Raw genomic sequence first — 23,197 nt, 5'->3', positions numbered from 1 at the left:
TCAGTAAAGAGGCTAAGTTCAATTGAATTTAGCCTCTTTTTTTATTTTAATGACAACAATCTGGTTTAGGTTTCGACACATCCACTTGTTCGGTTGGAACATGCATAGCTTTTTCGGGTGGACTTAAGAAAGGAATTCCTAAACTCAATCCGCGAAGTACGAACAGAATACCAATAAATACAATGGCATAAGGAATCAATCGGGTAATTTTCTTTCTCAATTCAAGAGTGATTAAATTACCAATTAGTGAAATCGCCAACATCATGGGAAGAGTTCCTAAACCAAAAATGAACATAAAAAGTCCGCCGCCAACAGATGATCCTGTGGCAATTGCTGCCGCGATAGCAACATAAACCAATCCGCACGGAAGTAGTCCATTTAATAATCCGATCAGAAAAAGAGAACCATAACTTCGTTGAGTGAATAGTTTTCCCAAGGAAAGTTTTACTTTTCCTACAAAGGAGAATATCCCTTTTTCAGCGTTAAAGCGATTCTTATAAATGGAAGGAGTGATTACAGATAGAATCATGATAGCACCCATGATAACGGAAACCCATTGCTGAAATCCACTCATCACCAAACCTCTTCCCAGCAAACCAAATATGGCTCCCATTATTGCATAGGTAAGGGCACGTCCGATGTTGTAAATTACACCGCCTGAAATTCTTGCCAGCCATGAAGTTGTTTTTAATGGAATTGCCAGTGCAATAGGACCACACATTCCCACACAGTGAAAACTGCCCATAAGTCCGAGTATTAATGCTGATAGATATACCATGAGTATCAATTTTATATTTGTACACCTCACCCTTAATCCCCTTCTCCTTCAGGAGAGGGAAACTTGTATATATTGTTCTCCCTTCTTCTAAAGGAGAAGGGGATAGGGGATGAGGTCTTATTTATTCAAGTAAACAGCCTCTTCTTTATAATATCCAATGCCATCGTGTTCCCAATCTATTTTGACGGTGTACATGCCTTTTAAAAGTTGATCTGTATTAAGTTCCTGCAATCCGTTTTCGTCAAGATCAATGGCAGTTTTAATATCAGATTCATAATCGGCAGGACGATAAAATATGATTTCGCCTTTTACCAGATCGTGCATATTGGCCGGAAATTGGAATTGTAATTTCCCGTTTTCCTGCGAGATAAGGATCGTCTCATTTAATTTTTTGGCATTATTTAATTTATCAATTTGTTGTTGATATTCCACCTCTTTAGGATAGTAATCTTTTGATACTAAATTGATTTTTTGCGTTGTACTAAATGCAACAAAAGTAAGAATCCCGATAACATATATCGAAGCTCCTATTGCTAGTTTTGTCCCCCAACTCATCTTTTTCATTTTGATCCTCTCTACTTTATCCTTGTTACTTTTACTTTAGTTTGGTCCTACAAAAGTTAGTTTAACTTCTTCTATTAATCGTTTATCGGCATACACACCAATGGTAATTGGAATGTTATCGCTTGTGATTTCTTTTTGTGGTAAAATTGCGAAGAATACACCTTCTTTTATTGAACTTGCTTTGGCTTTTAATTCTTCTCCAATTACTTTAATAACTCCTTCGTGATTCATTATTTTAAAATGAATTGGAACTTCGGCAACCGTTTTGTTAACAACTTTAAAGCTGTACATATTACTAATCCCACCTTCCTGAGGTTGATACATTAAGCCTGGAGTTCGCAGGATAACGGCTTCCAAATCGCTTCGAGAAGCAAATAAAGCAGCAACAATTCCCAGCAGAATGCACAGAACTATGGTGTAAGCAATTTTACGGGCAGGCCATTTTTGTTTTTTGCCTTCGGCGATATTTTTTTCAGAATCGAATCGAATTAAACCTTTCGGTTTACCTATCCACTCCATTACAGAATTGCATTCATCTATGCACGCAGTACAGTTGATGCATTCCAATTGAGTCCCATCACGCACATCAATTCCGGTTGGACAAACATCAACGCACTGATAACAGTCAATACAATCTCCTTTGCCATCTTTTACCCGATCTTCGCCAGCCTCCAGCGGAGCTCTTTCTTCTCCTCGCTTGTAATCGTAAGCAACAACTATCGAATTGGAGTCTAATAGTACACCCTGCAATCTCCCATAAGGGCAAATCATCGAGCATACCTGTTCGCGCAATTTTGTAAAAACAAAGAACATAACGCCCGAGAACAAAACTGCCACAGTAAATCCAACGCTATGTTCGGATATTGGAGCTTTCATTATTTCCAGCAACTGGTCAATTCCAATAATGTAGGATAAAAAGGCGTTTGTAATTAAAAAGCAGATTGCATAAAAAAGAATGATTTTCAAACTCTTTTTCCAGAATTTAGTAAAATTCATTGGTTGGGAATCCAATTTGCGCTGTTGGCTTGGGTTTCCTTCAATTAAGTACTCAATTTTTCTGAAAATAAATTCTAAAAAAACAGTTTGCGGACAGGTCCAACCACACCATATTCGACCATAGCTAACGGTAAATAGCACCACAAATACAAAAAGAGTAATCATGGAATACAGGAAGAGATGAAAATCCTGAGGCCAAAAATGGACGCCAAATAAAATGAATTTTCGCTCTAAAATATTCAACATCAAAAATGGCTCACCATTTAACTTCACAAAAGGAATGGCAAATAACAAAAACAGTAAGGTATAGCTAACAATATTCCGATAGTTATATAATTTCCCTTTTGGTTTTTGTGCGTATACCCATCTGCGTTTTCCTGTCTCATTAAGAGTCGCAAGTTGGTCACGATAGCCGGTATATGGGTTTTTAGGAGCCATGTTTTTCAGTTTATTATTAACCTATGCGGCTAGATATTTTTTTATTCAACCAATTCACCCTGAGCTTCTTTTGCATTAGGAGGATTTGTTCCCTGCAGTCCCATTATATAACTGGCAACCTGCAGCATTTGTTCAGGCGATAGTTGATTTTGCCAGGCTAACATTCCCTTCATAGGTTTTCCTACTTTAATGATTTGATAAACATCTTTAAGACTGCCGCCATTCAACCAATATTTATCGGTAAGGTTAGGCCCAATTGCATTACCTTCTCCCAATGATCCATGACAAGCAATGCAGTTTTTGTCGTAGATGGCTTTTCCATTGTCCAAATCTGCCGACGCTGTCATTAAAACAAGAGCATTCTCATCAAAAGCAGTTTTTGGTTTATTTGCTTCGGCAAGAGCCATTTCCTTATTGTACTCTGCAATTTGTAAATCATCACCAAAAACATGATAACGAAACATGTATACTGCGGCAAAAACAATTGTGATATAGAACAAGTAACGCCACCAAGTTGGCATTGGATTGTTTAATTCTCTAATCCCATCATAATCATGATCGCTGATCAGATGCTCGTTTTCTTCTAAGAATTTATCTTTTTTCTCCATTTTATCTTGATTTTTGGGCCTGTTTATTCTTTTGCTTCCGATGATGGATTTACACCATCCTCTTCAAGAGCATAACTTTCCATTTCCGTAAAGAATTCTTTGTTGCTTTTTTTGAAAGTCCACCAAAGCATTCCTGCGAAGAACAGGAAGAAAATCAGTAATGAGATGCTTGGGAAAAAACCAACATCAGCAATGCCTTGTAAATAATGACTAACTATTTTCATCTGTCAAATTGTTTAAAGTTGTCACATGGAACTTTTTATGAGTAAATAATCATTCTTGTATATGAGTTAATAATTATTTAATCATTGACGTTTCATATTTATTAGTTTTTGGATAAGAGATATGAGAATTGAGACAAAATCATTATTAAAAGTATTTTTCTCATTTCTCACACCTAATATCTGATATCTATTTTTGAACCGAAATATCTCTACCCAAACGCTGCAGGTAAGCTATTACAGCTAATATTTCTTTATCACTAGCTACTTCAATGCCCGATTTTTTAAGATCGGCAGCAATTTCTTCTGCTTGTTTCTTCAAATCGTCATTGGCAATTAGATCGTATCCTTCAGCATATGGCACACCTAAAGTGGTCATCGCCCGAATTTTTGCCGGAGTTGATGAAGTATCCAATACGTCTTTTATCAGCCAGGGATATTTGGGCATAATGGATTGAGCATTCATTTTTTGCGGATCCAGCATATGGTTAAAATGCCAAACATTAGTTTTGTACATTTTTCCACCGGGAACACCTTCGCGGGCCAAATCCGGACCAGTACGTTTCGATCCCCACAAGTGCGGATGATCGTAAACTGATTCGCCGGCTTTTGAATACTCACCATATCGTTCTGTTTCTGAACGGAACGGACGAACCATTTGGGAGTGACAAGTATTACAGCCTTCACGGATATAAATATCTCTACCCTGCAACTCAAGAGGAGTATAAGGTTTTACACTCTCGATAGTCGGGATATTTGATTTGATCAGGTACGTTGGTATGATTTCGAATGCACCGCCAATTAAGATTGCAACTGTAGCCAAAATCATAAACTGAACAGGTTTTCTCTCTAACCAACGGTGTAAACCTTCACTATTGCTGCGTTTTGTATCGGTAACAATAGCAGGTGCCGAAGCTTCTTCATTGTCTATGCATTTACCGGATGCGGCAGTTTTTAGTAGATTATAAACCATTAAGAACAGTCCGGAGAAGTAAAGAAGTCCGCCTAAAACTCTTACGTGATACATTGGCAGAATCTGAGTGACAGTTTCTAAGAAATTAGGATAAGCTAACAATCCGTCCGGAGTGAATTCTTTCCACATTAGGGTTTGAACAATAGCACCCCAATACAATGGAAGCGCATAAAAAATCATACCTAATGTTCCAACCCAGAAGTGTGCATTGGCTAATTTTTCAGAGTACAGTTTGGTGTTCCACATTTTTGGGAACAAGTAGTACAACATTCCAAAAGTAAGGAAGCCATTCCAGCCCATTGCTCCAATGTGAACGTGAGCAATTGTCCAGTCGGTATAGTGTGTCAGTGAATTTACCCATTTAAGAGACATCATCGGGCCTTCAAAGGTCGACATTCCGTAACAAGTTACAGCAACCACCATAAATTTTAGAGTTGCACTGTCGCGGACTTTATCCCAGGCACCGCGAAGTGTAAGCAGTCCGTTAAACATTCCTCCCCACGAAGGAGCAAGTAACATGATTGAGAAAACAACACCTAAAGATTGCGCCCAATCCGGTAACGAGGTATAAAGTAAGTGATGAGGTCCGGCCCAGATATAAAGGAAAACCAATGCCCAAAAGTGAATAATCGAAAGTCGGTAGGAATACACCGGACGATTGGCTGCTTTTGGCAGGAAATAGTACATTAAACCTAAATACGGCGTAGTCAGGAAAAATGCAACTGCATTGTGACCATACCACCACTGCACCAAAGCATCCTGCACACCGGCATAAACAGGATATGACTGAATCCAGCTGTAAGGCAGGGAAATTGAATTACCTATATGAAGAACGGCAACTGTTACAAAAGTTGCGATATAAAACCATATGGCAACATAAAGGTGATCGGCTCTTCTTCTTAGAATGGTACCAAACATGTTCCAGCCAAACACAACCCAAATAATGGTAATGGCAATATCGATCGGCCATTCCAACTCAGCATATTCTTTACTGGTAGTGATTCCTAAAACAAAAGTGACAGCCGCCGAAACAATTATGGCCTGCCATCCCCAGAAATGGATCCAACTAAGTCTGTCATTAAACATTCTGGCTTTCAATAAGCGCTGAAGTGAATAATAAACTGCGGTAAATATTCCATTCCCAACAAATGCAAAAATTACTGCATTGGTGTGAATCGGACGAATTCTACCAAAAGAGGTATAAGCCAGATTGAAATTAAAAATCGGGAATGCCAATTGCAGCGCTGCCAAAAGCCCTACCAACATTCCAACTACTCCCCAAAGAATGGTTGCGTAGGCGAAAAATTTCACGATTTTGTTATCGTACGAAAAATGTTGTGTTTCCATTAAATTAAGATTTATGGTTTTTCTTAGTTGTATCCTTTTCTATTTGTTTTTTTTCTTCTTTTTGCGCTTCATTTTCCTGATCGTCGAATAGAATTCGAACAGATGGAGAATAAGAATCATCATATTGTCCTTTCTTCACGGCCCAAAGGAATCCGACAAGAAATCCTCCTGCTACAAGCATGCTAACACCTATTAAAACGAACAATACACTCATTTACTATTTAATTTAGTTGAACCGATTTTTTTAGAAAAACAGATGTTTTTGCTTCTTTATTATTCGATTTGGTTTTATTATTTGTCTCTTTCGATTTAGCAATGTAATTGGTTGTAAAAGTTGCAAAAGCCACCACCGAAATGGAACTGATTGGCATTAGCAGAGCTGCAACAATAGGCGATAAGATTCCTTGTACTGCGAAATACAATCCAAATAAATTGTAAAGAAAAGAGAGTATGAAACTTAGTTTTACTATCCAAACACTTTTTGCTGATATTTTTAGGAAGTACTTTAATTCTTGAAATTTTGAAGCTTCCAAAATAGCATCGCACGCAGGCGAAAAATGGTAAATGTCATCGGCAATTGAAATACCAACATCGCTTGTTTTTAAGGCTCCGGCATCATTTAATCCATCGCCAATCATTAAAACGTATTTGTTTTGTTTCTTTAAATTGTTGATGTATTCCAATTTATCATTTGGCGACTGATTGAAGCGGATAATTGATGTTGCTGGAAATATCTGTTTCAGATTTTCCATTTCCGAATCATTATCACCCGATAAAATGTGCAAATCGTATTTAGGAGCCAGTCCGTTTATTAATTCTGACAAACCGGTTCTGTATTGATTACTCAAAGAGAAATGTCCCTTTATTTTTCCATCTGCCGAAAGGTAAACTTCAGTGTTTAAAGAACTGGTTTCTGTTTTTCCTTCGTAAATAAATTTTGCAGAGCCCAGCTTAATTTTCCGGCCATTAACTGTACCCGAAATTCCCATTGATGGCAATTCAGTATAGTCAACAACTGTTTCGGGAGGAATGCTCTTGTAATACTCATACAAAGTAGAACTTAGAACATGAGTAGAATGTCTGGTTAATGATTTTACTGCGATTTTGTCATCATCACTTAATGCATCTCCATGAAATTTAACCTTTACCTCATCGGCTTGTGTTATCGTTCCTGTTTTATCAAAAACGATGGTGGTGATTGAATTTAATTTTTCGACCACTGCCGAGCTTTTTAGATAGATTCCCATTCTTCCCATCAATCGCATGGTGTTTCCCATAGCGAAAGGAGCAGAGAGAGCCAGTGCGCACGGACAAGCAACAATCAGAACCGAAGTAAAGGCAAAAACAGCTTTGCTTGAATCATTTAGCAGCCAGTAGATTCCTGCAAACAGTCCAATTGCAATAATTACAATGGTGAAATATTTGCTGATCTGATCGATTAATGAGTTTAGTTTGGTATTTGAAGAATCCTCGCCTTCAAATTGATTCCACAATTGGGTCAAACGACTTTGAATTACATCTTTTTCGATGGTCAGTTCAATGGCACTTCCCATCTGTTTTCCTCCTGCAAAAACAGCGTCGCCGCTTTCTTTAAATACAGGTTTCGATTCACCGGTAACAAAACTGTAATCAATCTGAGCTTCTCCTTTCATTAAAATACCATCGGCAGGAATCAATTCCTGATTACGGATTAATATGATGTCGCCTTTCTCCAGCTTTTCAATAGGAGTACTTATCTCAATTCCGTTTTCCATTTTACTTACGGCAACCGGAAAGTAAGATCGATAATCCCGTTCGAACGAGAGTGCCTGATAGGTTCTGTTTTGATACCACTTTCCTATTAAGAGAAAGAAAATTAATCCGGTAAGGGAATCCATATAACCAGCTCCCGAACCGCTGAAAATCTCAATACTACTTTGAATAAAGAGCATCAGTATTCCCATCGAAATAGGAACATCTATATTAATGAATTTGTGTTTTATTGCCTTTCCGGCAGATAGCAGATAATCACTTCCGCTGTAAAAGAAAACAGGTAAAACAAGGAAGAAATTCATCATCCCAAAAAATTCTTTGAAATGAGTTTCCAAATACTCATGACCCGGAACGTATTCGGGCAAGCTCAAAAGCATGATGTTTCCAAAACAAAATCCGGCAATACCGATTTTGTAAAGAAGACTCTTGTTTACTTCTTCATTTTGTTTTAATTGTAATTTATCAAGAGTAATCTCAGGGATATAATGAATGGAAGAAAGTAATTCAGCCAATTCTCTAATTGAGATTTCATCGGAATTAAATGTAACGGCCACTTCTTTCTTAACGAAATTGACCATCGACTTAATAACTCCCTGATTTAAAATATTGAGATGTTCCAACAACCAAATACAAGAACTACAATGTATGCTTGGGATATAAAGAGTTATTTTTCTGATATTTCCTTCTGCGAATTCATAAAGTTGCTCTGCAATTTCGTTGTCATCTAAAAAAGCAAATTTCTCTTTGTATTTTCCGGCTTCAATTTTAATTCCAGGGTTTGATTCAAAATCGTAGTAGGTACAAAGTTCATTTTCGTGCAAAATCTGATACACAGTAGAACAACCATTGCAGCAAAATGGCTTCTCATCCCAAATTACGGGATGTGAACCACAGTCGTCGCCACAGTGTACACAAATGTGTTTTTTTGTTTCTTCCTGCATTTTCACCAACTTGCAGACCTTACAGTCTTAGATTATTTGATATGAAATCTGATTCAACTCTTGTTTACATTATAGCTGGAATTACAGCTCTTCACTTTTTAGTGGGGATGGGATACCTCTTGTATAAATTAGGTGCACCATCAAAAAAGAAGAAAGAGAATGATTCCGAGTAGTTTTTATTCTTTGTTTTTTGCGAGTTTAGGCAGTTGAATTAGTTGAAATAGTACCAGAAAGATAACTCCCCAAATGCAGATGACTCCACCAACATAGCTGAAAATAATCCATATAGGAGCATTTGCCCGGGTTCCCCACATAGCTCTTTCATCCAAAGGATTTACCGGGTTGGTGGGTATGCCAAGGCTGGCAATTCTATCAACAATCACTTCTCCATAGTAGGCATCGTCGGTAACTTTAACTAAAAGATTCACATGTCCTTCACGATCGCCGGGTAAATCTTCCGGAAATTGAACATTAACTTCCCCTTTTTCGTTTGTGTATGCATCGTCGCCCGAGATATCTAAATAGCCAAAGTTTCTTTTCACCTTTACGCTTAGTTCAATACCTTGCAAGGCAACACGATCACCTTTTGCAGTAACACCCGTTAGGTTAGCTAATATTCTTTTGTTCTCATTATTGATGTCTAAAAGAAGTTTCACATCAGTTACTTCAGGATTTTTCACTTCCACAATTTTCTTGCTTTCCTTTTTATTCTGATCGAAAGAGCGCAGATAGGTAATAACCATCCACTTGTCCTCGTCACTTAAAGTTTTTTCGAAAGTGGGCATTGCGCCATTGCCTTTGTTAACCTTGTAATAGATTTCTCCATCTGTTTGGATCAAAAATGCCTGCGATCCTAAATCGGAAGGAGCAACTGGTTGAAGAGGTAACATGTTTCCCATGGTAGCATCACCATGACAGGACTTGCAATTAATATTGTAAATCTTTTTACCAGAACTAATATTTCTTGTGCTGGCCTCGTAAGGATTTTGTTTCTTTTTCGACAATACTGGTGCCTGCCATTTTTGGGCATTTACAACAGAGGCGGTGAATACAAAAAGTAGAAACAAACTGGCAATTATTTTGATAGCATTTTTCATTGTTTGCATGTTTTTAAGCTTCAATTTTCACTTCGATTCCTTTTTGTTCGGCAATTTCACATATGGGAACTACCGGGAATATTTTTGATAAAACGGTGATGATTAAGAGTGCTAAAGCAAAACTTAAAACGGTTACAGAAATTTCTATCGCACTAGGATAGTAGTGTACAAAGTTTTGTGGTACATTCTGAATGGGTAAATGAGGATGAAGTAATGTTGGGATAACAATTACATATCTTTTGATCCAGGCTCCTGCTAAAATAAATAATGAAATAATCATGATAGGAAAAGGCTTTCTGAATTTTTTGGTAACCAATAGCATAATTGGAATCACATTACCCAGCAATTGAGACGACCAGAACATGATTGCCCAATGTCCGGCGAATAATTCCGTTAAATGAACATCATCTCCGGTTTTCATTTTGTACCCGGGAACCAAGAACTCATTTAAATTGAAATATAAATATACCAAACATACAGCCACCATCAGTTTTCCCATATTATCGAACTGAACATCGGTAATGTAATCCTTCAGTTTATAACTAACGCGGAAAAAATACATAGCTACGATTAATCCTGCCGAACCTGCTACAAATGCTCCTGCAACGAAGTAGGGGCCAAAAATTGTAGTATCCCAACCATTTCGCAAGGTTGCAGCAAACAACCACGAGGTTACGGTATGAATTGCCAAACCTACCGGAACAATAAGAACCATTAATGTCCGGATCATTTTGTGTAAGTGCTTGTATTGCCCAGGAGTGTTGATATAACCAAATGAAAGAATATTGTACAGTTTTTTCAATAAAGGAGATGCTTTTTTTAATTCATTTTTGCAGATCGCCAAATCTGGAATCATTGGTAAAATCAGTAACAGAAGACTTATTGTCAGATAGGTGGTTACTACAGTTATATCCCAAAGAATTGGAGATTGAAAACGACCATGGATAAGCACATTAACTACTCTGTCGGGACGTCCCATATCCATAATAATTACCAGACCGGCAACGGCAACAAAGGCAACTGCTATTATCTCAGCAATTCTCGATATTGGTGTTATCCAATCGATTCGGAGCAAACCCAGAATCGACGAAATAAGCATTCCAACCAAACTCACGGCAACAAAAAATACAAAGTTGGCAATGTACAGTCCCCAGGATACGTAATCGCGCATGCCGGTAACTCCCAATCCGTCACGTAATTGTACGTAGTAGGCCCAGGCACAAACACTTATTACTGTTATTAGAAACGCAATCCAAAGTTCCAGACCTTTGTGGTTTTGCATCGGACGAAGAATGTCTTTTTTTATTTTCTCAAACGAAAGAGTCGTTTCTTTCTGTTCTTGTAAGTCATTCATAAGATTAAATTATTTAGGGCAAATAAAATCTGTTTATTATTCTTTTATTGATGATTGAAACAATGCTTTAATGAAGATTTTCTTCGTTTAAAAGATCACCATTAAACTCAAAAGCTCTGTTTTTTGGAGGCAGGTAATAAACGCGGGGTTTCGTTCCTAACTCAGGCATCAGCGTATATCCCGCATTTTCTTTTATTAATTGAGAAAAACGAACTGTTTCGTGAGTTGTACCGTTGGTAACAGCATCTTCATTTTGATCTCCAAAATAGTAAACACCATTCGGGCAGGAAGAAACGCAGGAAGGAAGTTTGTTTTCGCGAAGTCTGTCGGCACTAAATAAACATTTACTTACTGTACCTTTCTTTTGAGGAACGTTAGCTTCGATATTGTAGGTGAGATTTTTATATTTTTCCGCATCCTTAGGTTCTGTCCATTGGAAAATACGCGCAGAGTAAGGACAGGCTGCTATACAAAACCGACAACCAATACATCGTTCATTATCGATTAGTACAATTCCATCCTGACGTTTGAAAGTAGCATCTACCGGACAAACTTTGGTACACGGAGGATTGTCGCAATGCTGACAAGGTTTGGGCATAAAATAAGGAGCTGTATGTTCAGCATCCTGCATTTGAAGAACATTAATATGGTGTTGATCCGGTCTTAATTGGTGATGATTTTGACATGCAGCCATACATTTTCGGGCATTTCTACATTTACTAAGATCAATAACCATTACAAACGACTTTCCGGCAATACCTTCACGTCCTCTTTTCTGCAATTCGGTAAGTGGTCCTGTTACTGTTGGGCGCAATTGATTTTTATCAACTTGAACGAGTTGTCCATCTTGTGTTAACAGATTTACTGTTTCTCCAGGTTCTTGTGCTGCAGCTTTAGCTGCACCAAGAAGAGAAAATCCACTAACAACACCTGCTGCGCCAACGGTAATCCCAACACTTTTAAGGAACTTTCGTCTGCTGTTGTTTGATGTTTCTTCTTTCATTATGCAATTGGGTTAGTTTTTTATTTAAGTACGTCCATTTTATCAAATGGGAGTAATTGAAATAAGAGCTGAAAATACTTTTTTGAAACAATTCTAAATAAGAAGGTAAATTCCTTATTAATAGGGCTTTTATCCTATGTTTGTTTAATTGTATTATGCTTTACAAACGATTACGAACTAACTCAAATATAAATAAATATTTTCATTTGTAATGACCTGTCAAATAGAGAAGCTAATAAACAGATCTCAATGTGTTTTTATCATTCTTGTGAGTTATTGAAGGGTAATGGCTTGATAATATGAATTTTAATTCTTTCTTTTTAAGTTTCTAATGTTTTGTGAGATAAAACACTGGAATTTATTACAAGAGGCAGTAAATTATCGGATACCTTTAAAATCAGTGTGTTTGAAGGTGTTTAGTTTGGTGGTTGGTGTTTCAACTAATTGCAAATTAAATATTTATTGATTTTCTATATGACCATATAAAATCTATCTATGGTAAATTTGACTTCTGTTTCTTAAATAATTTTACATTTGTTATGTATTTTGATAAGCAAAATCGGACTTGGATGTCTTTTATTTTATCAAGATAAAGTATGTGGAATAAAATATAGTAGTTCTTTAATACAATGAATAATACACTCAACAGATTATTAAAATTGCCAAAAACTATTTGGACATTCTATTACGAAGGTTTTCGAAATCAAAGTAAATGGAGTCGTCAGCTTTGGCTTATTATTTTGATAAAGCTATTTGTTATGTTCTTTATTTTAAAGTTGTTATTCTTTCCAAATTTCTTAAAAACAAAATATGACAGCGATCAGGAGCGTAGTGATTATGTGATTGATCAATTAACTAATCCTAAAAATCAATAAAATGATCGAAAATTTAGATCTTTCTTTAGTGGATTGGTCCAGGGCGCAGTTTGCACTTACTGCGATGTATCACTGGATTTTTGTCCCTTTAACGTTAGGTATGGCTTTCATTATTGCTATCATGGAAACCATTTATGTGAAAACCAATGATCCGGCATGGAAAAAGACCACCAAGTTTTGGATGACTCTTTTTGGAATTAATTTTGCGATTGGTGTTGCAACAGGAATTATTCTTGAATTTGAGTTTGGTACCAACTGGTCGAATTATTCATGGTTCGTAGGTGATATATTTGGAGCACCTCTTGCTATTGAAGGAATTATGGCCTTTTTTATGGAATCTACATTTATTGCAGTGATGTTTTTTGGCTGGAATAAAGTAAGTAAAAAGTTCCATTTAATTTCTACATGGTTAGTTGCAATTGGTTCCAATCTATCTGCTTTGTGGATTTTAGTTGCCAATGGCTGGATGCAGAATCCTGTTGGAATGAAATTTAATCCGGACACGGCACGCAACGAAATGGATAACTTTTGGGATGTCCTGTTTTCACCAACTGCGGTTAATAAATTTTTACATACAATTTCTTCAGCTTATATTCTTGCAGCAGTTTTCGTAATAGGTGTAAGTGCCTGGTATATTTTGAAAAAAACGAATGTGGTTTTTGCAAAGAGAAGTATTGTTGTGGCTGCTGTTTTTGGATTGCTTACCTCTTTATTTACGGTTATGACCGGCGATAATTCTGCGAGAGAAATTGTTCGCGATCAACCAATGAAATTTGCTGCCTTCGAGGGTTTATATAATGGATCGAAAGGAGCTGGTTTGGTTGCATTGGGAATTATGTCAACAAGTGAAGGAGATGGTACCAATGAGAATATGAAGGATTTTCATTTTAAAATTGAAATTCCAAACATGCTTTCTTATATGGCTTATTTGGATGGAAATGCTTTTGTTCCCGGAGTGAACGATATCATTAACGGATATACCGATAACGATGGTGAAATTCATCCGCCTGTAACTGAGAAGATGGAAATGGGGCGCAAAGCCATTGCTGCGTTAAAAGCGTATAAAGCGGCTAAGAAAACTGATGATACAGTTGGTGCAAAAGAAGCTGAAAAAGAGCTGAAAGCTAATTTTAAATATTTTGGTTACGGTTATTTTTCTGATCCATATGAAGTGGTTCCTTCGGTTTCAATATCCTTTTACAGTTTCCATATTATGGTTGGACTGGGAATGTATTTTATTTTGTTGTTTGTATTGTGTTTGGTATATATCTATAAAGGAAGCGTAGTTAATAAAAAGTGGTTTTTACGTATGGCGATTTGGAGTATCCCGTTGGCATATCTGGCTTCTGAGTGTGGGTGGATTCTGGCCGAAATGGGACGCCAGCCATGGGTGATTCAGGATTTGATGCCTACAATGGCTGCAGTTTCAAGTATTGATAGTATGTCTGTGATAATTACATTCTTCCTTTTCCTGATTGTATTTACCGGACTATTGATTGCAGAAATCAAAATCATGTTAAAGCAAATTAAAATCGGACCTAATCACGGAGGAAACTAATCATGTTTGAAAATTTATCGCATTTAGCATTGCAGCAGTATTGGTGGATTATTGATTCATTACTAGGTAGTTTACTGGTATTTCTGATGTTTGTTCAGGGAGGACAGACGCTAATCTATCGAATAGGAAAATCAGAATTGGAAAGAACCATGGTAGTTAATGCACTGGGGCGGAAATGGGAATTCACTTTCACAACTTTGGTAACTTTTGGTGGTGCCATGTTTGCATCTTTTCCTCTGTTTTATTCTACTTCATTTGGAGGTGCCTATTGGGTTTGGATGGCAATTCTTTTTTGTTTTATCATTCAGGCCGTAGCTTACGAATTTAGAAGTAAACCCAATAATGTTTGGGGAGCTAAAACTTTCGAGGCTTTTTTGTTTATCAACGGATTATTGGGAACCATACTTATTGGAACAGCCGTAGGAACCTTTTTTAATGGAGCGGAGTTTACAGTAAATGATTTTAATCAATCCAAATGGGCAACACCTTACGGTGGATTGGAGGCAGTTCTTAATTTTCACAATGTAGCCTTGGGATTAACAGTCTTTTTTCTGGCAAGAGTATTGGGAAGCCTCTATTTCATGAACAGCATAGAGAGTGATCAAATATTTGCCCGGTCAAAAAAGCAACTGCTGGTTTCAGGAATTCCATTTCTGGTATTTTTTCTGTTTTTCGCTGTTCGTTTGTTGATAATGGATGGATTTGCAGTCGATGCACAAACAAGTATCGTAAGTATGGAATCCTTTAAATATCTTCATAATCTTATCGCTATGCCTGTTGTGGCTGTTTTATTTTTAGCAGGTGTAGTAGGAGTATTGTTTGGATTGGTAAAATCATATTTGCTTGAAAAATACACAAAAGGAATCTGGTTTGCCGGCGGAGGAACAGTTTTGGTTGTTTTCTCTTTATTTCTTTTAGCAGGATTAAATAACACTTCATTTTATCCTTCATTGGCTGATTTACAATCCTCTTTAACCATTCAGAATGCATCATCGTCGCACTATACATTAACAGCGATGAGTTACGTTTCTCTTATGGTGCCTTTTGTTATAGCCTATATTGTTTGGGCATGGAGAGCTATGAATAGTAAAAAGATTGATGCTCAGGAAATCAGTTCGGAAGATCATTTGTATTAATTTAAATCGTAAGACATGTATACATCATCTATAATATGGCTGTTAACCTGGCCGCTTTTGATTTTTATTTGTTACAAAGCCATTAGGTTTGCACTTAAGAAACTGAAAACTCAAATAGAAAAAGAATAATAATTATTTGATTGGCATCCCAAAACAGGATGCCAATTCTAATTGCACATATTTCCCGATGTCATTTAAAAGTGTATTTTTGTGCGACTAATATCAGTTTTGATATTAGACAGTCTTAAAATGAAGATATGAGCGGATTGGAGAATTGTAAACCAATGAATACTTGGTTTAAGAAGTTGGATACAAGACCAATAGTGATAAGCGGTCCTTCGATAGTAGAGTCGGAGGAACAATTATTGAATACTGCCAGAGAATTAAAAAAAGTAGAACAGGTAAAGATTTTTAAAGCCGGAGCATGGAAACCACAGACGACTGCTAAGTCTTTTGGTGACCGTGGTTTGGATATTTTGCAATGGCTGAATCAGGTTAAGCAGGAAACCGGACTGTTAACAATGGTTGAGGTGGCCTCTCCTAAACATGTTGAAATGTGCTTACGGCATAATGTTGATATATTGTGGATCGGCGCCAGAACTACATCCAACCCATTTTCGGTTCAGGAATTAGCAAGTGCTCTGCAAGGAATGAGTGTTCCCGTTATGGTAAAGAATCCAATAAATCCGGACGTTAATTTATGGATTGAGGCTTTGGAAACGATTAATAAAGCAGGCATTTCCAGATTGGCAGCAATTCACAGAGGATTTTACCCTTTCGAGAAAACAAGGCTTCATAACATTCCCAAATGGGAAATTCCAATCGAATTAAAATCACGATTTCATAACCTTCCTATTATTTGCGATCCAAGTCATATTGCCGGAGCAAATAAATATGTGCAGGAAATGGCGCAAAAGGCAATGGATCTGAATATGGATGGATTGATGTTTGAAAGCCATTTTGATGCAGTTGAAGGGATAAGTGATCAGGAGCGACAATTAACTCCTGCAGATTTAAATCAAGTTTTAAGAAAATTGGTTTGCCGATTGTCTTCTGTTGAAGATATTGAAGAGAACCGGCTTGAAAAGTATCGGGACCAAATAGATTCGGTAGATTCGCAATTGATAGAATTACTTGCACAGCGGATGAATATTGTTGAGGGGATTGGGGAATACAAAGCAGAGAAGAATATGACAATTCTTCAGCTTCAACGATGGGAAAAGGTGCGTGAAAAAGGAATAGAATTAGGGAAATCTTTAGGTTTATCTGAGCCATTCGTTGCGCAATTACTGAGAATGATTCATAAGGAAGCCATTTTGAAACAGAATGAGGTAATGAATCGAAAATAGTACCAATCAAAAAATAAGAAAAGGCTAAGAATGTGATAAACATCTTAGCCTTTTTTGTTGGAGATGAGCATGCTATTCTTTAAAATAAATCTATATAAGTGATATCAATATGCAAAATTGAATGAAAATGGAAACTTTAAATTACGATATAAATATATTTTGTTAATTTGAAGCACCTAATTCAAAGTTTATGAAATATATAAAACAATTCTTATTACTCATCATATTTATTTTGAGTGTTGTTAGTAATTCAAACGCAAAGGGAATTAAGTTTGGAAAAGTATCTAAAGATGAGTTTGCCTTAAAAGAGTGTCCTTATGAAAAGGATGCGTCTGCAGTTATTCTTAGCAGAACATGCTCTGTTGATTTGAGTTATTCGATAATTCGTTATTTTTATCATGTACGGATAAAAATATTGAAGGAGGAGGGAATTGACCAAGCCAATATTAAATTGTCATACTATAGAAATAATAATATAGAAAATATTTCCGGTGTAAAAGGACAAACCATAAATTTGAATGAACTGGGCAAACAAGAAGTCTCAGAGATTGCAAACAATTTAATTTTTGATGTGGATGTTGATGAAAATTATGGTGAAGTTCGGTTTACTATGCCTGATGTGAAGGTTGGATCCATAATTGAATACAAATACACAACGAATTCGCACTTCTACTCTTATTTGGATACCTGGTATTTTCAGGATGAAATACCTACCTTAAACAGTTCGTTAAAGGTGAATATGCCCGAATCATTTCGATACAATATTGTAATGTTTGGGAGTCAGGTACAAGCAAAGTATCCCGAATCAAATAACAGCCAATGGACTCTGACCAATATGCCTTCCATAAAAGAGGAATCTCATATTAATAATTATCATGATTTTGTGGAACAACTGCGCTTTCAGTTAGCCGGCTATTTTACACGGGATGAATCTACCTTAAGCGCTTCTCCGATATTTGTAAATTCCATGACCACTTATGAAGAATTGGCAAAAGAGTATAGTGAAAAAGTGAATTTTTTAGGACGAACAAATTTTGCGAAAAAGCAATTGGAAACAATTCTGGATGGAAACGAAAACAACTGGGAGAAATTACAGAAGATTTATGATTTTGTAAGATCCCATGTGAAATGGAATGGAAAATATAGAATATATCCGGAAAATTCGCCTCCCAATGTATTGGATGAGAAAGCTGGGACTAATTCCGAGATAAATTATTTACTTGTTTTACTCTTGCGGGAAGCAGGTTTCGATTGCAATCCTGCCTTAGCCAGATCCAATAACAGGGGATTAATTCAAAAGGCTTATCCATTGCTAAGTCAGTTCGATCAGGTTCTTGCTTTTGTTGAGTTGTATGGTAAAAGAATTTTTCTTAATGCAACATCCCCTTATCGTCCTTTTGATCTGATTGCAGAAAAAGATTTGAATTATTATGCATTCGTATTGAAGAAAGGAAACCCTTTTTGGGCCAAAATAGAACCAAACGAAAAGAATCATCAGGATGTATTAATAACCTATGATTATTCAAATTCAGAGAATCCTGTTTGTAAGCTTAGAGTAAGGGAAAACGGATATTTTGCTGCCGAAAGCCGAAAGGAATTGACTGAAGTTGGTTCTGAGTCCTGGATGACAAATTTATTCGATTTGGAGAAGTGTGATTTTCAGAAAGATTCTCTCCATTTTACGAATGAGGAGAATGTTAATCTCTCATTAAAAATGGAGTGCGATCTTAAATTGGAGAATAGTTTGGATCAGGAAAGTGATTACATATACGTTAATTTATTTAATAAAAAGGATTTGAAAAATCCATTTTTAAAAGAATCGAGACAATACAGAGTCGACTATAATTATCCAAGATCCCGATCGTATATGGTGAAGATTATTCTACCTGAAGGTTATCAGTTTGAAGATTTCCCAAAAAGAAAGAAAATTATTTTGTCTGGAGAAACAGGGAAATATACTCTCAATTCGCAAATCACTGGGAAAGAACTTTGCATACGAACATCATTTTCTATAAATGCAACATCGTTTTCAAAAGAATACTATGGCGATTTACGAGAGTTTTACAGTCAGATGAGTAAAACGATGGGATCGAAGGTGGTCATAAAAAGGAGTAACTAAATATCTAAAGAATGAATCAAATCAAAACAGAAACTGAAGTAGACGAAGGGCAGTTTGAACCCGAAATGGCTTATCCAACAATTAAACAAGGCTGGGGAATTATTGGTTTATTTATTTTAGTTGCAATTTGTTATGGTATTCCCATGGGAGTGCTTCAGATAATGGAAGTTGATATTTACGGTGATTTATTATCCTTATTAAATTATTTACTTCCCATTGTAATTTTAATCCTGATTACCAGATCGTGGTGGCGGAAAAATCCCCGAAATAAGGGGATTTTAACTCTAAATACATTCCCGATTGTAATTTTGCCTGTTGTAGTAATAATGACACTGGCATTTTTGCTTGTAAATATTGAAATAACCAGTTGGGTTCCTATGCCGGAATGGTTACTTGAGATGTTTAAAGATGCTGTAAAACCTAATATTTGGGGATTCTTAACAGTTGCAGTTGCGGCTCCAATTTTCGAAGAGATATTGATGCGGGGAATTGTACTTGATGGTTTGTTAAGAAATTACAAGCCTTGGAAAGCAATTTTATGGTCTTCCGTATTTTTTGGTGTTTTACACTTAAATCCATGGCAATTTGTTGTTGGATTACTTATGGGCTGTGCTCTTGGATATTTGTATTGGAAAACAAAATCGCTCTACCTGTGTATTTTTATCCATTTTGTAAATAACAGCATTGGTTTTTATTTGATGATGTACTATCCTGATATGTCAAATATCTCTGATTTATATGAAGTAGGAGTAATGGCTCGAATATTTATTTTTGCTCTTGCAGTATTGGTAATTTGGCAATCGTATCGATTCTTCGAAGTTTATTTTAACAAGCAAGCAAGTGAGGAAATTTAATTTATTAGTACAACTAATAAAAAATAGGCTAAGATGTGCGATTGCAGTCTTAGCCTATTTTTGATTTACAAATAAAGAGTAAACTCTTATTTTTTATTTAGGATATTATCGAGTAAGGAAAATCCGATATAAACAAACAGAATCATTGGAATCACCAGCCATTTTAAAAGAATAGCAAGAACAAGTAAGGTAATCAGAAATAGGTAGCGGATTTTATTTTCTTTCCATGCTAAACTTTTCACTTTTAAAGCAAACATTGGAATTTCAGTTACCAATAAGTATGAGGTAATAAGAATAGCCGCAATTAATAGTATTGGGTTGGCCAAACTTATTTCTATTTGTGGATAATTACCATAGTGTAAAACTAGTGGTAAAGATGCCCAAAACATTGCATTGGCCGGAGTTGGCACACCAATAAATGAGGAGGTTTGCCGGGTATCAATATTAAATTTGGCCAATCGAAGGGCTGAAAATATTGGGATAATAAATGCCGATAACAAGAGCGCAATTTGCGAATAACTTAATTCTGCGGGCACAAAATCGGCAGAAGGACTACCTAAAACAGCATTTTTTAAATAAGCCAAAGCAATAACCCCCGGAGCAAAACCAAAACTAACCATATCGGCAAGAGAATCGAGTTCTTTGCCCATAGGAGAATAAGCTTTTAGCACCCGGGCAGCTAAACCGTCAAAAAAGTCGAATACAGCAGCTAAAAGAATCAGGAAAGCTGCATTTACTAAATAGCCTTCCATCGCCATAAGGCTCGCAGTGCATCCTGATAGTAAGTTTAAACAAGTAATTGAATTTGGAATGTGTTTGATAATCCCTTTTGCTTCTGACATGAATTTTGATTTTGTATAGTACGCCACAAAAATAATGGATTTTTTCGAAACTTATGATTTCTTTTGCTTCGATGCATAAGTTTAAAAAAAGCATAGTATTTTTACCTGTCAAAGAAAATCAACTATATGTCCAGAATTATTGCATTTTTTATTTGCTTGTTTCTTACGGGTGCAGTGCTCGGCCAGACTTCAGCTCCAACATATAGTAATGAATTCCTGGCTATTGGAGTAGGTGCAAGATCTTTTGGAATGGGAAATGCTGCCATTGCTTCTCAAAATGATGTTGAATCGTCTTATTGGAATCCGGCTAATTTAGTGGAGTTAAGAACAAAGTTTGATGTTTCGGCGATGCATGCTGAATATTTCGGAGGCTTATCAGCATACGATTATTTGGGTTTTGGCATGAAAATAAATGAGAAAAGTGCGGTTGGTTTAAGTTTGCTGCGTTACGGTGTTGATGATATTCCGAATACACTGGAATTAATTGACAAAGATGGAAACATCCGCTACGATTTGGTAACGACCTTCTCGGCGGCCGATTATGCATTTCTTTTTTCATATTCCAGAAAAACCGGAATTGAAGGGTTGAGCATAGGTGGAAATGTGAAACTGATTTACAGGCACACAGGTGATTTTGCCTCGGCTTACGGCTTTGGATTTGACATTGCAGGAACATACCGAAAAGGGAAATGGCGGATGGGTGCTGTTCTTAGAGATGCCACAAGCACTTTTAATGCATGGGTGTTTAAAACCGGAGATCTGGAAAAAGTGTTTGAACTAACAGGTAACGAAATACCAGAAAATTCCACTGAAATTACTTTACCAAGATTGATTCTTGCTGTAAGCCGGGAATTTACCATTTCAGACAAATTTTCATTGTTAACGGAGCTCGATATGGATATGACTTTCGACGGACAGAGAAATGTTTTGATTCAGGGAGATCCAATCAGTATCGATCCTCACCTTGGTTTGGAAGCTTCCTACAAACAGTTTATATTTCTTCGTGCCGGACTAAGTAATTTTCAGGAAGAAACCGATTTTGATCAGACCAAATCGTGGACTTTTCAACCCAATTTAGGTTTGGGGATTCGTTATAAAAATTTCAGATTGGATTATGCCTTAACGGATATTGGAGATCGATCCATTGCAAAATATTCCAATGTATTTTCCTTGTCTTATGCTTTTGATTAGATAAGACTTACAATCATTTTAATAGAATTACAATAACGCATGGCAAATGTTATTATCCAAATTCATGGTTTAGGCAACAAACCACCTAAGGACTTATTGGAACGTTGGTGGGAACGAGCCATGATTGAAGGCTTAAAAAACAACAATTACAAAACTGATTTACCCAAACATGAAATGGTTTATTGGGCCGATATTCTTCACGATAAACCATTAAATCAGTTCGAAAAAGATAAGGAAAGTCCTTATTATCTGGATGAAATTTATGTGAAACCAAGCAAGAAACTCTTGCCGGAGAATCATGATACAAGAAAAAAGATTGTTGGATTTTTGAACCGGCAACTAAACCGGATTTTTCTAAATGAAGACTTCTCTTTAAATTATTCTTTTATAACGGATCGTATTTTAAGTAATTACTTTACAGATCTGGAGACTTACTACAAAGAAGAAACTACTGTAGAAGCAGCATCCACCACCAAAATAAAAGATCTGATAAGAGAGAGATTATTAAAAGTACTCGAAAAATATCAGAAGGATAATATCATGTTGATCGCTCATTCAATGGGATCGATAGTGGCTTTTGATGTTCTGACTTTTTTAGCTGATCAAATTAAGATTCATACTTTAATTACCATTGGTTCTCCTCTGGGCTTACCCATAGTTGTTAGTAAAATTGCCGCAGAACAAAGGCAAAAATTAAACGGACAAAGTTTCATGATTACACCTGAAGGTGTTAACAGTTGGTACAACTTTTCTGATATTTTGGATAAAGTAGCTTTAAACTATGAATTGGCTGATGATTTTTCTGAGAATAAATCTGGCATAAAGCCTGTCGATTTTTTAGTTGTAAATAACTATGAAATAAATGGTGTTGCTAATCCTCATAAATCCTATGGTTATTTGCGTACGCCCGAATTTTCCAAAATACTGAATGGGTTCATTCTCTCCGAACGCTTAACATTCAAAGAAAAATTAGTTGGAAGAACAAATAAATACTTTAAAATAACCAAACTGAAACTTTCTATTCAGAAAAGGAAAGTTCGATCGTGGTTTCGCAGAAAGAGATAAGAAAAATTTTACTGACTACATTGTATGATGCTGATTTTACCTGACCTAACATGCAACACACACTGTCAATTTTGCAGGAATGAGTAAGAATTGCAGCTGTGGGGCATGTGATTGTAGTCTTCGGGAGCGAAAATGT

The 23,197-nt window shown here is 36.4% G+C and carries 21 protein-coding genes; 9 read left to right on the top strand and 12 right to left on the bottom strand.

The window, feature by feature from the left end; all coding sequences use genetic code 11:
• Positions 1–46: 46 nt before the first annotated feature.
• The 8 genes from GQR60_RS08445 to GQR60_RS08410 form a co-directional block, all read right to left on the bottom strand.
• Complete coding sequence (locus tag GQR60_RS08445) at positions 47–778, bottom strand: sulfite exporter TauE/SafE family protein (RefSeq protein ID WP_124992494.1); 732 nt, start codon at positions 776–778, stop codon at positions 47–49.
• Positions 779–895: 117 nt separating this feature from the next.
• Positions 896–1,333, bottom strand: a complete 438-nt coding sequence (locus GQR60_RS08440) for a FixH family protein (RefSeq protein ID WP_160463443.1) — start codon at positions 1,331–1,333, stop codon at positions 896–898.
• A 45-nt stretch (positions 1,334–1,378) separates the two neighbouring features.
• A complete protein-coding gene (gene ccoG / locus GQR60_RS08435; RefSeq protein WP_124992492.1) occupies positions 1,379–2,776 on the bottom strand; it encodes a cytochrome c oxidase accessory protein CcoG in 1,398 nt (465 codons plus the stop codon).
• A gap of 41 nt (positions 2,777–2,817) precedes the next feature.
• On the bottom strand, positions 2,818–3,384 hold the full coding sequence (locus GQR60_RS08430; RefSeq protein WP_124992491.1) for a cbb3-type cytochrome c oxidase N-terminal domain-containing protein: 567 nt from the start codon (positions 3,382–3,384) through the stop codon (positions 2,818–2,820).
• A gap of 23 nt (positions 3,385–3,407) precedes the next feature.
• Complete coding sequence (locus GQR60_RS08425) at positions 3,408–3,608, bottom strand: cbb3-type cytochrome oxidase subunit 3 (protein ID WP_124992490.1); 201 nt, start codon at positions 3,606–3,608, stop codon at positions 3,408–3,410.
• 187 nt (positions 3,609–3,795) lie between these two features.
• Positions 3,796–5,925 (bottom strand): cytochrome-c oxidase, cbb3-type subunit I, encoded by a 2,130-nt coding sequence (gene ccoN, locus GQR60_RS08420; RefSeq protein ID WP_124992489.1) that lies wholly within the window; start codon positions 5,923–5,925, stop codon positions 3,796–3,798.
• Positions 5,926–5,929: 4 nt separating this feature from the next.
• Positions 5,930–6,139, bottom strand: coding sequence for a cbb3-type cytochrome oxidase assembly protein CcoS (gene ccoS, locus GQR60_RS08415; protein ID WP_101308110.1), 210 nt, complete (start codon positions 6,137–6,139; stop codon positions 5,930–5,932).
• A gap of 7 nt (positions 6,140–6,146) precedes the next feature.
• Entirely contained in the window at positions 6,147–8,618 is a 2,472-nt protein-coding gene (locus tag GQR60_RS08410; RefSeq protein ID WP_124992488.1) for a heavy metal translocating P-type ATPase, read from the bottom strand.
• A 41-nt stretch (positions 8,619–8,659) separates the two neighbouring features.
• On the opposite strand from GQR60_RS08410, the gene GQR60_RS20195 reads away from it, so the two are divergent.
• Positions 8,660–8,791 (top strand): hypothetical protein, encoded by a 132-nt coding sequence (locus GQR60_RS20195; protein WP_262885054.1) that lies wholly within the window; start codon positions 8,660–8,662, stop codon positions 8,789–8,791.
• Between the two features lie 3 nt (positions 8,792–8,794).
• Here GQR60_RS20195 and GQR60_RS08405 read toward each other — a convergent pair whose 3' ends face one another.
• From GQR60_RS08405 to GQR60_RS08395, 3 genes are all read right to left on the bottom strand, one after another.
• Positions 8,795–9,715 carry a c-type cytochrome gene (locus GQR60_RS08405; RefSeq protein ID WP_160463442.1) on the bottom strand — a complete coding sequence of 307 codons (921 nt, stop codon included), beginning with the start codon at positions 9,713–9,715 and terminating at the stop codon, positions 8,795–8,797.
• Between the two features lie 13 nt (positions 9,716–9,728).
• Positions 9,729–11,069: an NrfD/PsrC family molybdoenzyme membrane anchor subunit gene (gene nrfD, locus GQR60_RS08400; RefSeq protein ID WP_124992486.1), complete on the bottom strand. Its 1,341-nt coding sequence runs from the start codon at positions 11,067–11,069 to the stop codon at positions 9,729–9,731.
• 67 nt (positions 11,070–11,136) lie between these two features.
• Positions 11,137–12,072, bottom strand: coding sequence for a 4Fe-4S dicluster domain-containing protein (locus tag GQR60_RS08395; protein WP_124992485.1), 936 nt, complete (start codon positions 12,070–12,072; stop codon positions 11,137–11,139).
• Between the two features lie 629 nt (positions 12,073–12,701).
• Between GQR60_RS08395 and GQR60_RS08390 the strand changes: the two genes are divergently transcribed.
• From GQR60_RS08390 to GQR60_RS08365, 6 genes are all read left to right on the top strand, one after another.
• Positions 12,702–12,947 (top strand): DUF4492 domain-containing protein, encoded by a 246-nt coding sequence (locus tag GQR60_RS08390; protein WP_124992484.1) that lies wholly within the window; start codon positions 12,702–12,704, stop codon positions 12,945–12,947.
• Between the two features lies 1 nt (position 12,948).
• Complete coding sequence (locus tag GQR60_RS08385; protein ID WP_124992483.1) at positions 12,949–14,505, top strand: cytochrome ubiquinol oxidase subunit I; 1,557 nt, start codon at positions 12,949–12,951, stop codon at positions 14,503–14,505.
• A 2-nt stretch (positions 14,506–14,507) separates the two neighbouring features.
• A complete protein-coding gene (gene cydB / locus GQR60_RS08380) occupies positions 14,508–15,641 on the top strand; it encodes a cytochrome d ubiquinol oxidase subunit II (RefSeq protein ID WP_124992482.1) in 1,134 nt (377 codons plus the stop codon).
• Positions 15,642–15,898: 257 nt separating this feature from the next.
• A complete protein-coding gene (locus tag GQR60_RS08375) occupies positions 15,899–16,990 on the top strand; it encodes a chorismate mutase (protein WP_124992481.1) in 1,092 nt (363 codons plus the stop codon).
• 190 nt (positions 16,991–17,180) lie between these two features.
• Complete coding sequence (locus tag GQR60_RS08370) at positions 17,181–19,109, top strand: DUF3857 and transglutaminase domain-containing protein (protein ID WP_124992480.1); 1,929 nt, start codon at positions 17,181–17,183, stop codon at positions 19,107–19,109.
• 11 nt (positions 19,110–19,120) lie between these two features.
• Complete coding sequence (locus GQR60_RS08365) at positions 19,121–19,963, top strand: CPBP family intramembrane glutamic endopeptidase (protein ID WP_124992479.1); 843 nt, start codon at positions 19,121–19,123, stop codon at positions 19,961–19,963.
• 86 nt (positions 19,964–20,049) lie between these two features.
• Here GQR60_RS08365 and pssA read toward each other — a convergent pair whose 3' ends face one another.
• Complete coding sequence (gene pssA / locus GQR60_RS08360; protein WP_124992478.1) at positions 20,050–20,805, bottom strand: CDP-diacylglycerol--serine O-phosphatidyltransferase; 756 nt, start codon at positions 20,803–20,805, stop codon at positions 20,050–20,052.
• 126 nt (positions 20,806–20,931) lie between these two features.
• Between pssA and GQR60_RS08355 the strand changes: the two genes are divergently transcribed.
• Both GQR60_RS08355 and GQR60_RS08350 read left to right on the top strand, forming a co-directional pair.
• The gene (locus GQR60_RS08355; protein WP_124992477.1) at positions 20,932–21,996 is read left to right on the top strand and encodes a putative type IX sorting system protein PorV2; all 1,065 of its coding nucleotides are present in this window, start codon (positions 20,932–20,934) and stop codon (positions 21,994–21,996) included.
• Positions 21,997–22,035: 39 nt separating this feature from the next.
• Complete coding sequence (locus GQR60_RS08350) at positions 22,036–23,061, top strand: PGAP1-like alpha/beta domain-containing protein (RefSeq protein WP_124992476.1); 1,026 nt, start codon at positions 22,036–22,038, stop codon at positions 23,059–23,061.
• The last annotated feature ends 136 nt before the right edge of the window (positions 23,062–23,197 follow it).

It is taken from the genome of Labilibaculum euxinicum (genome assembly GCF_009795715.1).
Lineage (GTDB): Bacteria > Bacteroidota > Bacteroidia > Bacteroidales > Marinifilaceae > Labilibaculum > Labilibaculum euxinus.
This window is presented reverse-complemented; position numbering and strand designations above follow the sequence as displayed.

Excerpts from the sequence above, each read along its gene's own strand:
- GQR60_RS08445 (WP_124992494.1), bottom strand. The coding sequence starts at position 778 with ATGGTATATCTATCAGCATTAATACTCGGACTTATGGGCAGTTTTCAC.
- GQR60_RS08440 (WP_160463443.1), bottom strand. The coding sequence starts at position 1,333 with ATGAGTTGGGGGACAAAACTAGCAATAGGAGCTTCGATATATGTTATC.
- ccoG (WP_124992492.1), bottom strand. The coding sequence starts at position 2,776 with ATGGCTCCTAAAAACCCATATACCGGCTATCGTGACCAACTTGCGACT.
- GQR60_RS08430 (WP_124992491.1), bottom strand. The coding sequence starts at position 3,384 with ATGGAGAAAAAAGATAAATTCTTAGAAGAAAACGAGCATCTGATCAGC.
- GQR60_RS08425 (WP_124992490.1), bottom strand. The coding sequence starts at position 3,608 with ATGAAAATAGTTAGTCATTATTTACAAGGCATTGCTGATGTTGGTTTT.
- ccoN (WP_124992489.1), bottom strand. The coding sequence starts at position 5,925 with ATGGAAACACAACATTTTTCGTACGATAACAAAATCGTGAAATTTTTC.
- ccoS (WP_101308110.1), bottom strand. The coding sequence starts at position 6,139 with ATGAGTGTATTGTTCGTTTTAATAGGTGTTAGCATGCTTGTAGCAGGA.
- GQR60_RS08410 (WP_124992488.1), bottom strand. The coding sequence starts at position 8,618 with ATGCAGGAAGAAACAAAAAAACACATTTGTGTACACTGTGGCGACGAC.
- GQR60_RS20195 (WP_262885054.1), top strand. The coding sequence starts at position 8,660 with ATGAAATCTGATTCAACTCTTGTTTACATTATAGCTGGAATTACAGCT.
- GQR60_RS08405 (WP_160463442.1), bottom strand. The coding sequence starts at position 9,715 with ATGAAAAATGCTATCAAAATAATTGCCAGTTTGTTTCTACTTTTTGTA.
- nrfD (WP_124992486.1), bottom strand. The coding sequence starts at position 11,069 with ATGAATGACTTACAAGAACAGAAAGAAACGACTCTTTCGTTTGAGAAA.
- GQR60_RS08395 (WP_124992485.1), bottom strand. The coding sequence starts at position 12,072 with ATGAAAGAAGAAACATCAAACAACAGCAGACGAAAGTTCCTTAAAAGT.
- GQR60_RS08390 (WP_124992484.1), top strand. The coding sequence starts at position 12,702 with ATGAATAATACACTCAACAGATTATTAAAATTGCCAAAAACTATTTGG.
- GQR60_RS08385 (WP_124992483.1), top strand. The coding sequence starts at position 12,949 with ATGATCGAAAATTTAGATCTTTCTTTAGTGGATTGGTCCAGGGCGCAG.
- cydB (WP_124992482.1), top strand. The coding sequence starts at position 14,508 with ATGTTTGAAAATTTATCGCATTTAGCATTGCAGCAGTATTGGTGGATT.
- GQR60_RS08375 (WP_124992481.1), top strand. The coding sequence starts at position 15,899 with ATGAGCGGATTGGAGAATTGTAAACCAATGAATACTTGGTTTAAGAAG.
- GQR60_RS08370 (WP_124992480.1), top strand. The coding sequence starts at position 17,181 with ATGAAATATATAAAACAATTCTTATTACTCATCATATTTATTTTGAGT.
- GQR60_RS08365 (WP_124992479.1), top strand. The coding sequence starts at position 19,121 with ATGAATCAAATCAAAACAGAAACTGAAGTAGACGAAGGGCAGTTTGAA.
- pssA (WP_124992478.1), bottom strand. The coding sequence starts at position 20,805 with ATGTCAGAAGCAAAAGGGATTATCAAACACATTCCAAATTCAATTACT.
- GQR60_RS08355 (WP_124992477.1), top strand. The coding sequence starts at position 20,932 with ATGTCCAGAATTATTGCATTTTTTATTTGCTTGTTTCTTACGGGTGCA.
- GQR60_RS08350 (WP_124992476.1), top strand. The coding sequence starts at position 22,036 with ATGGCAAATGTTATTATCCAAATTCATGGTTTAGGCAACAAACCACCT.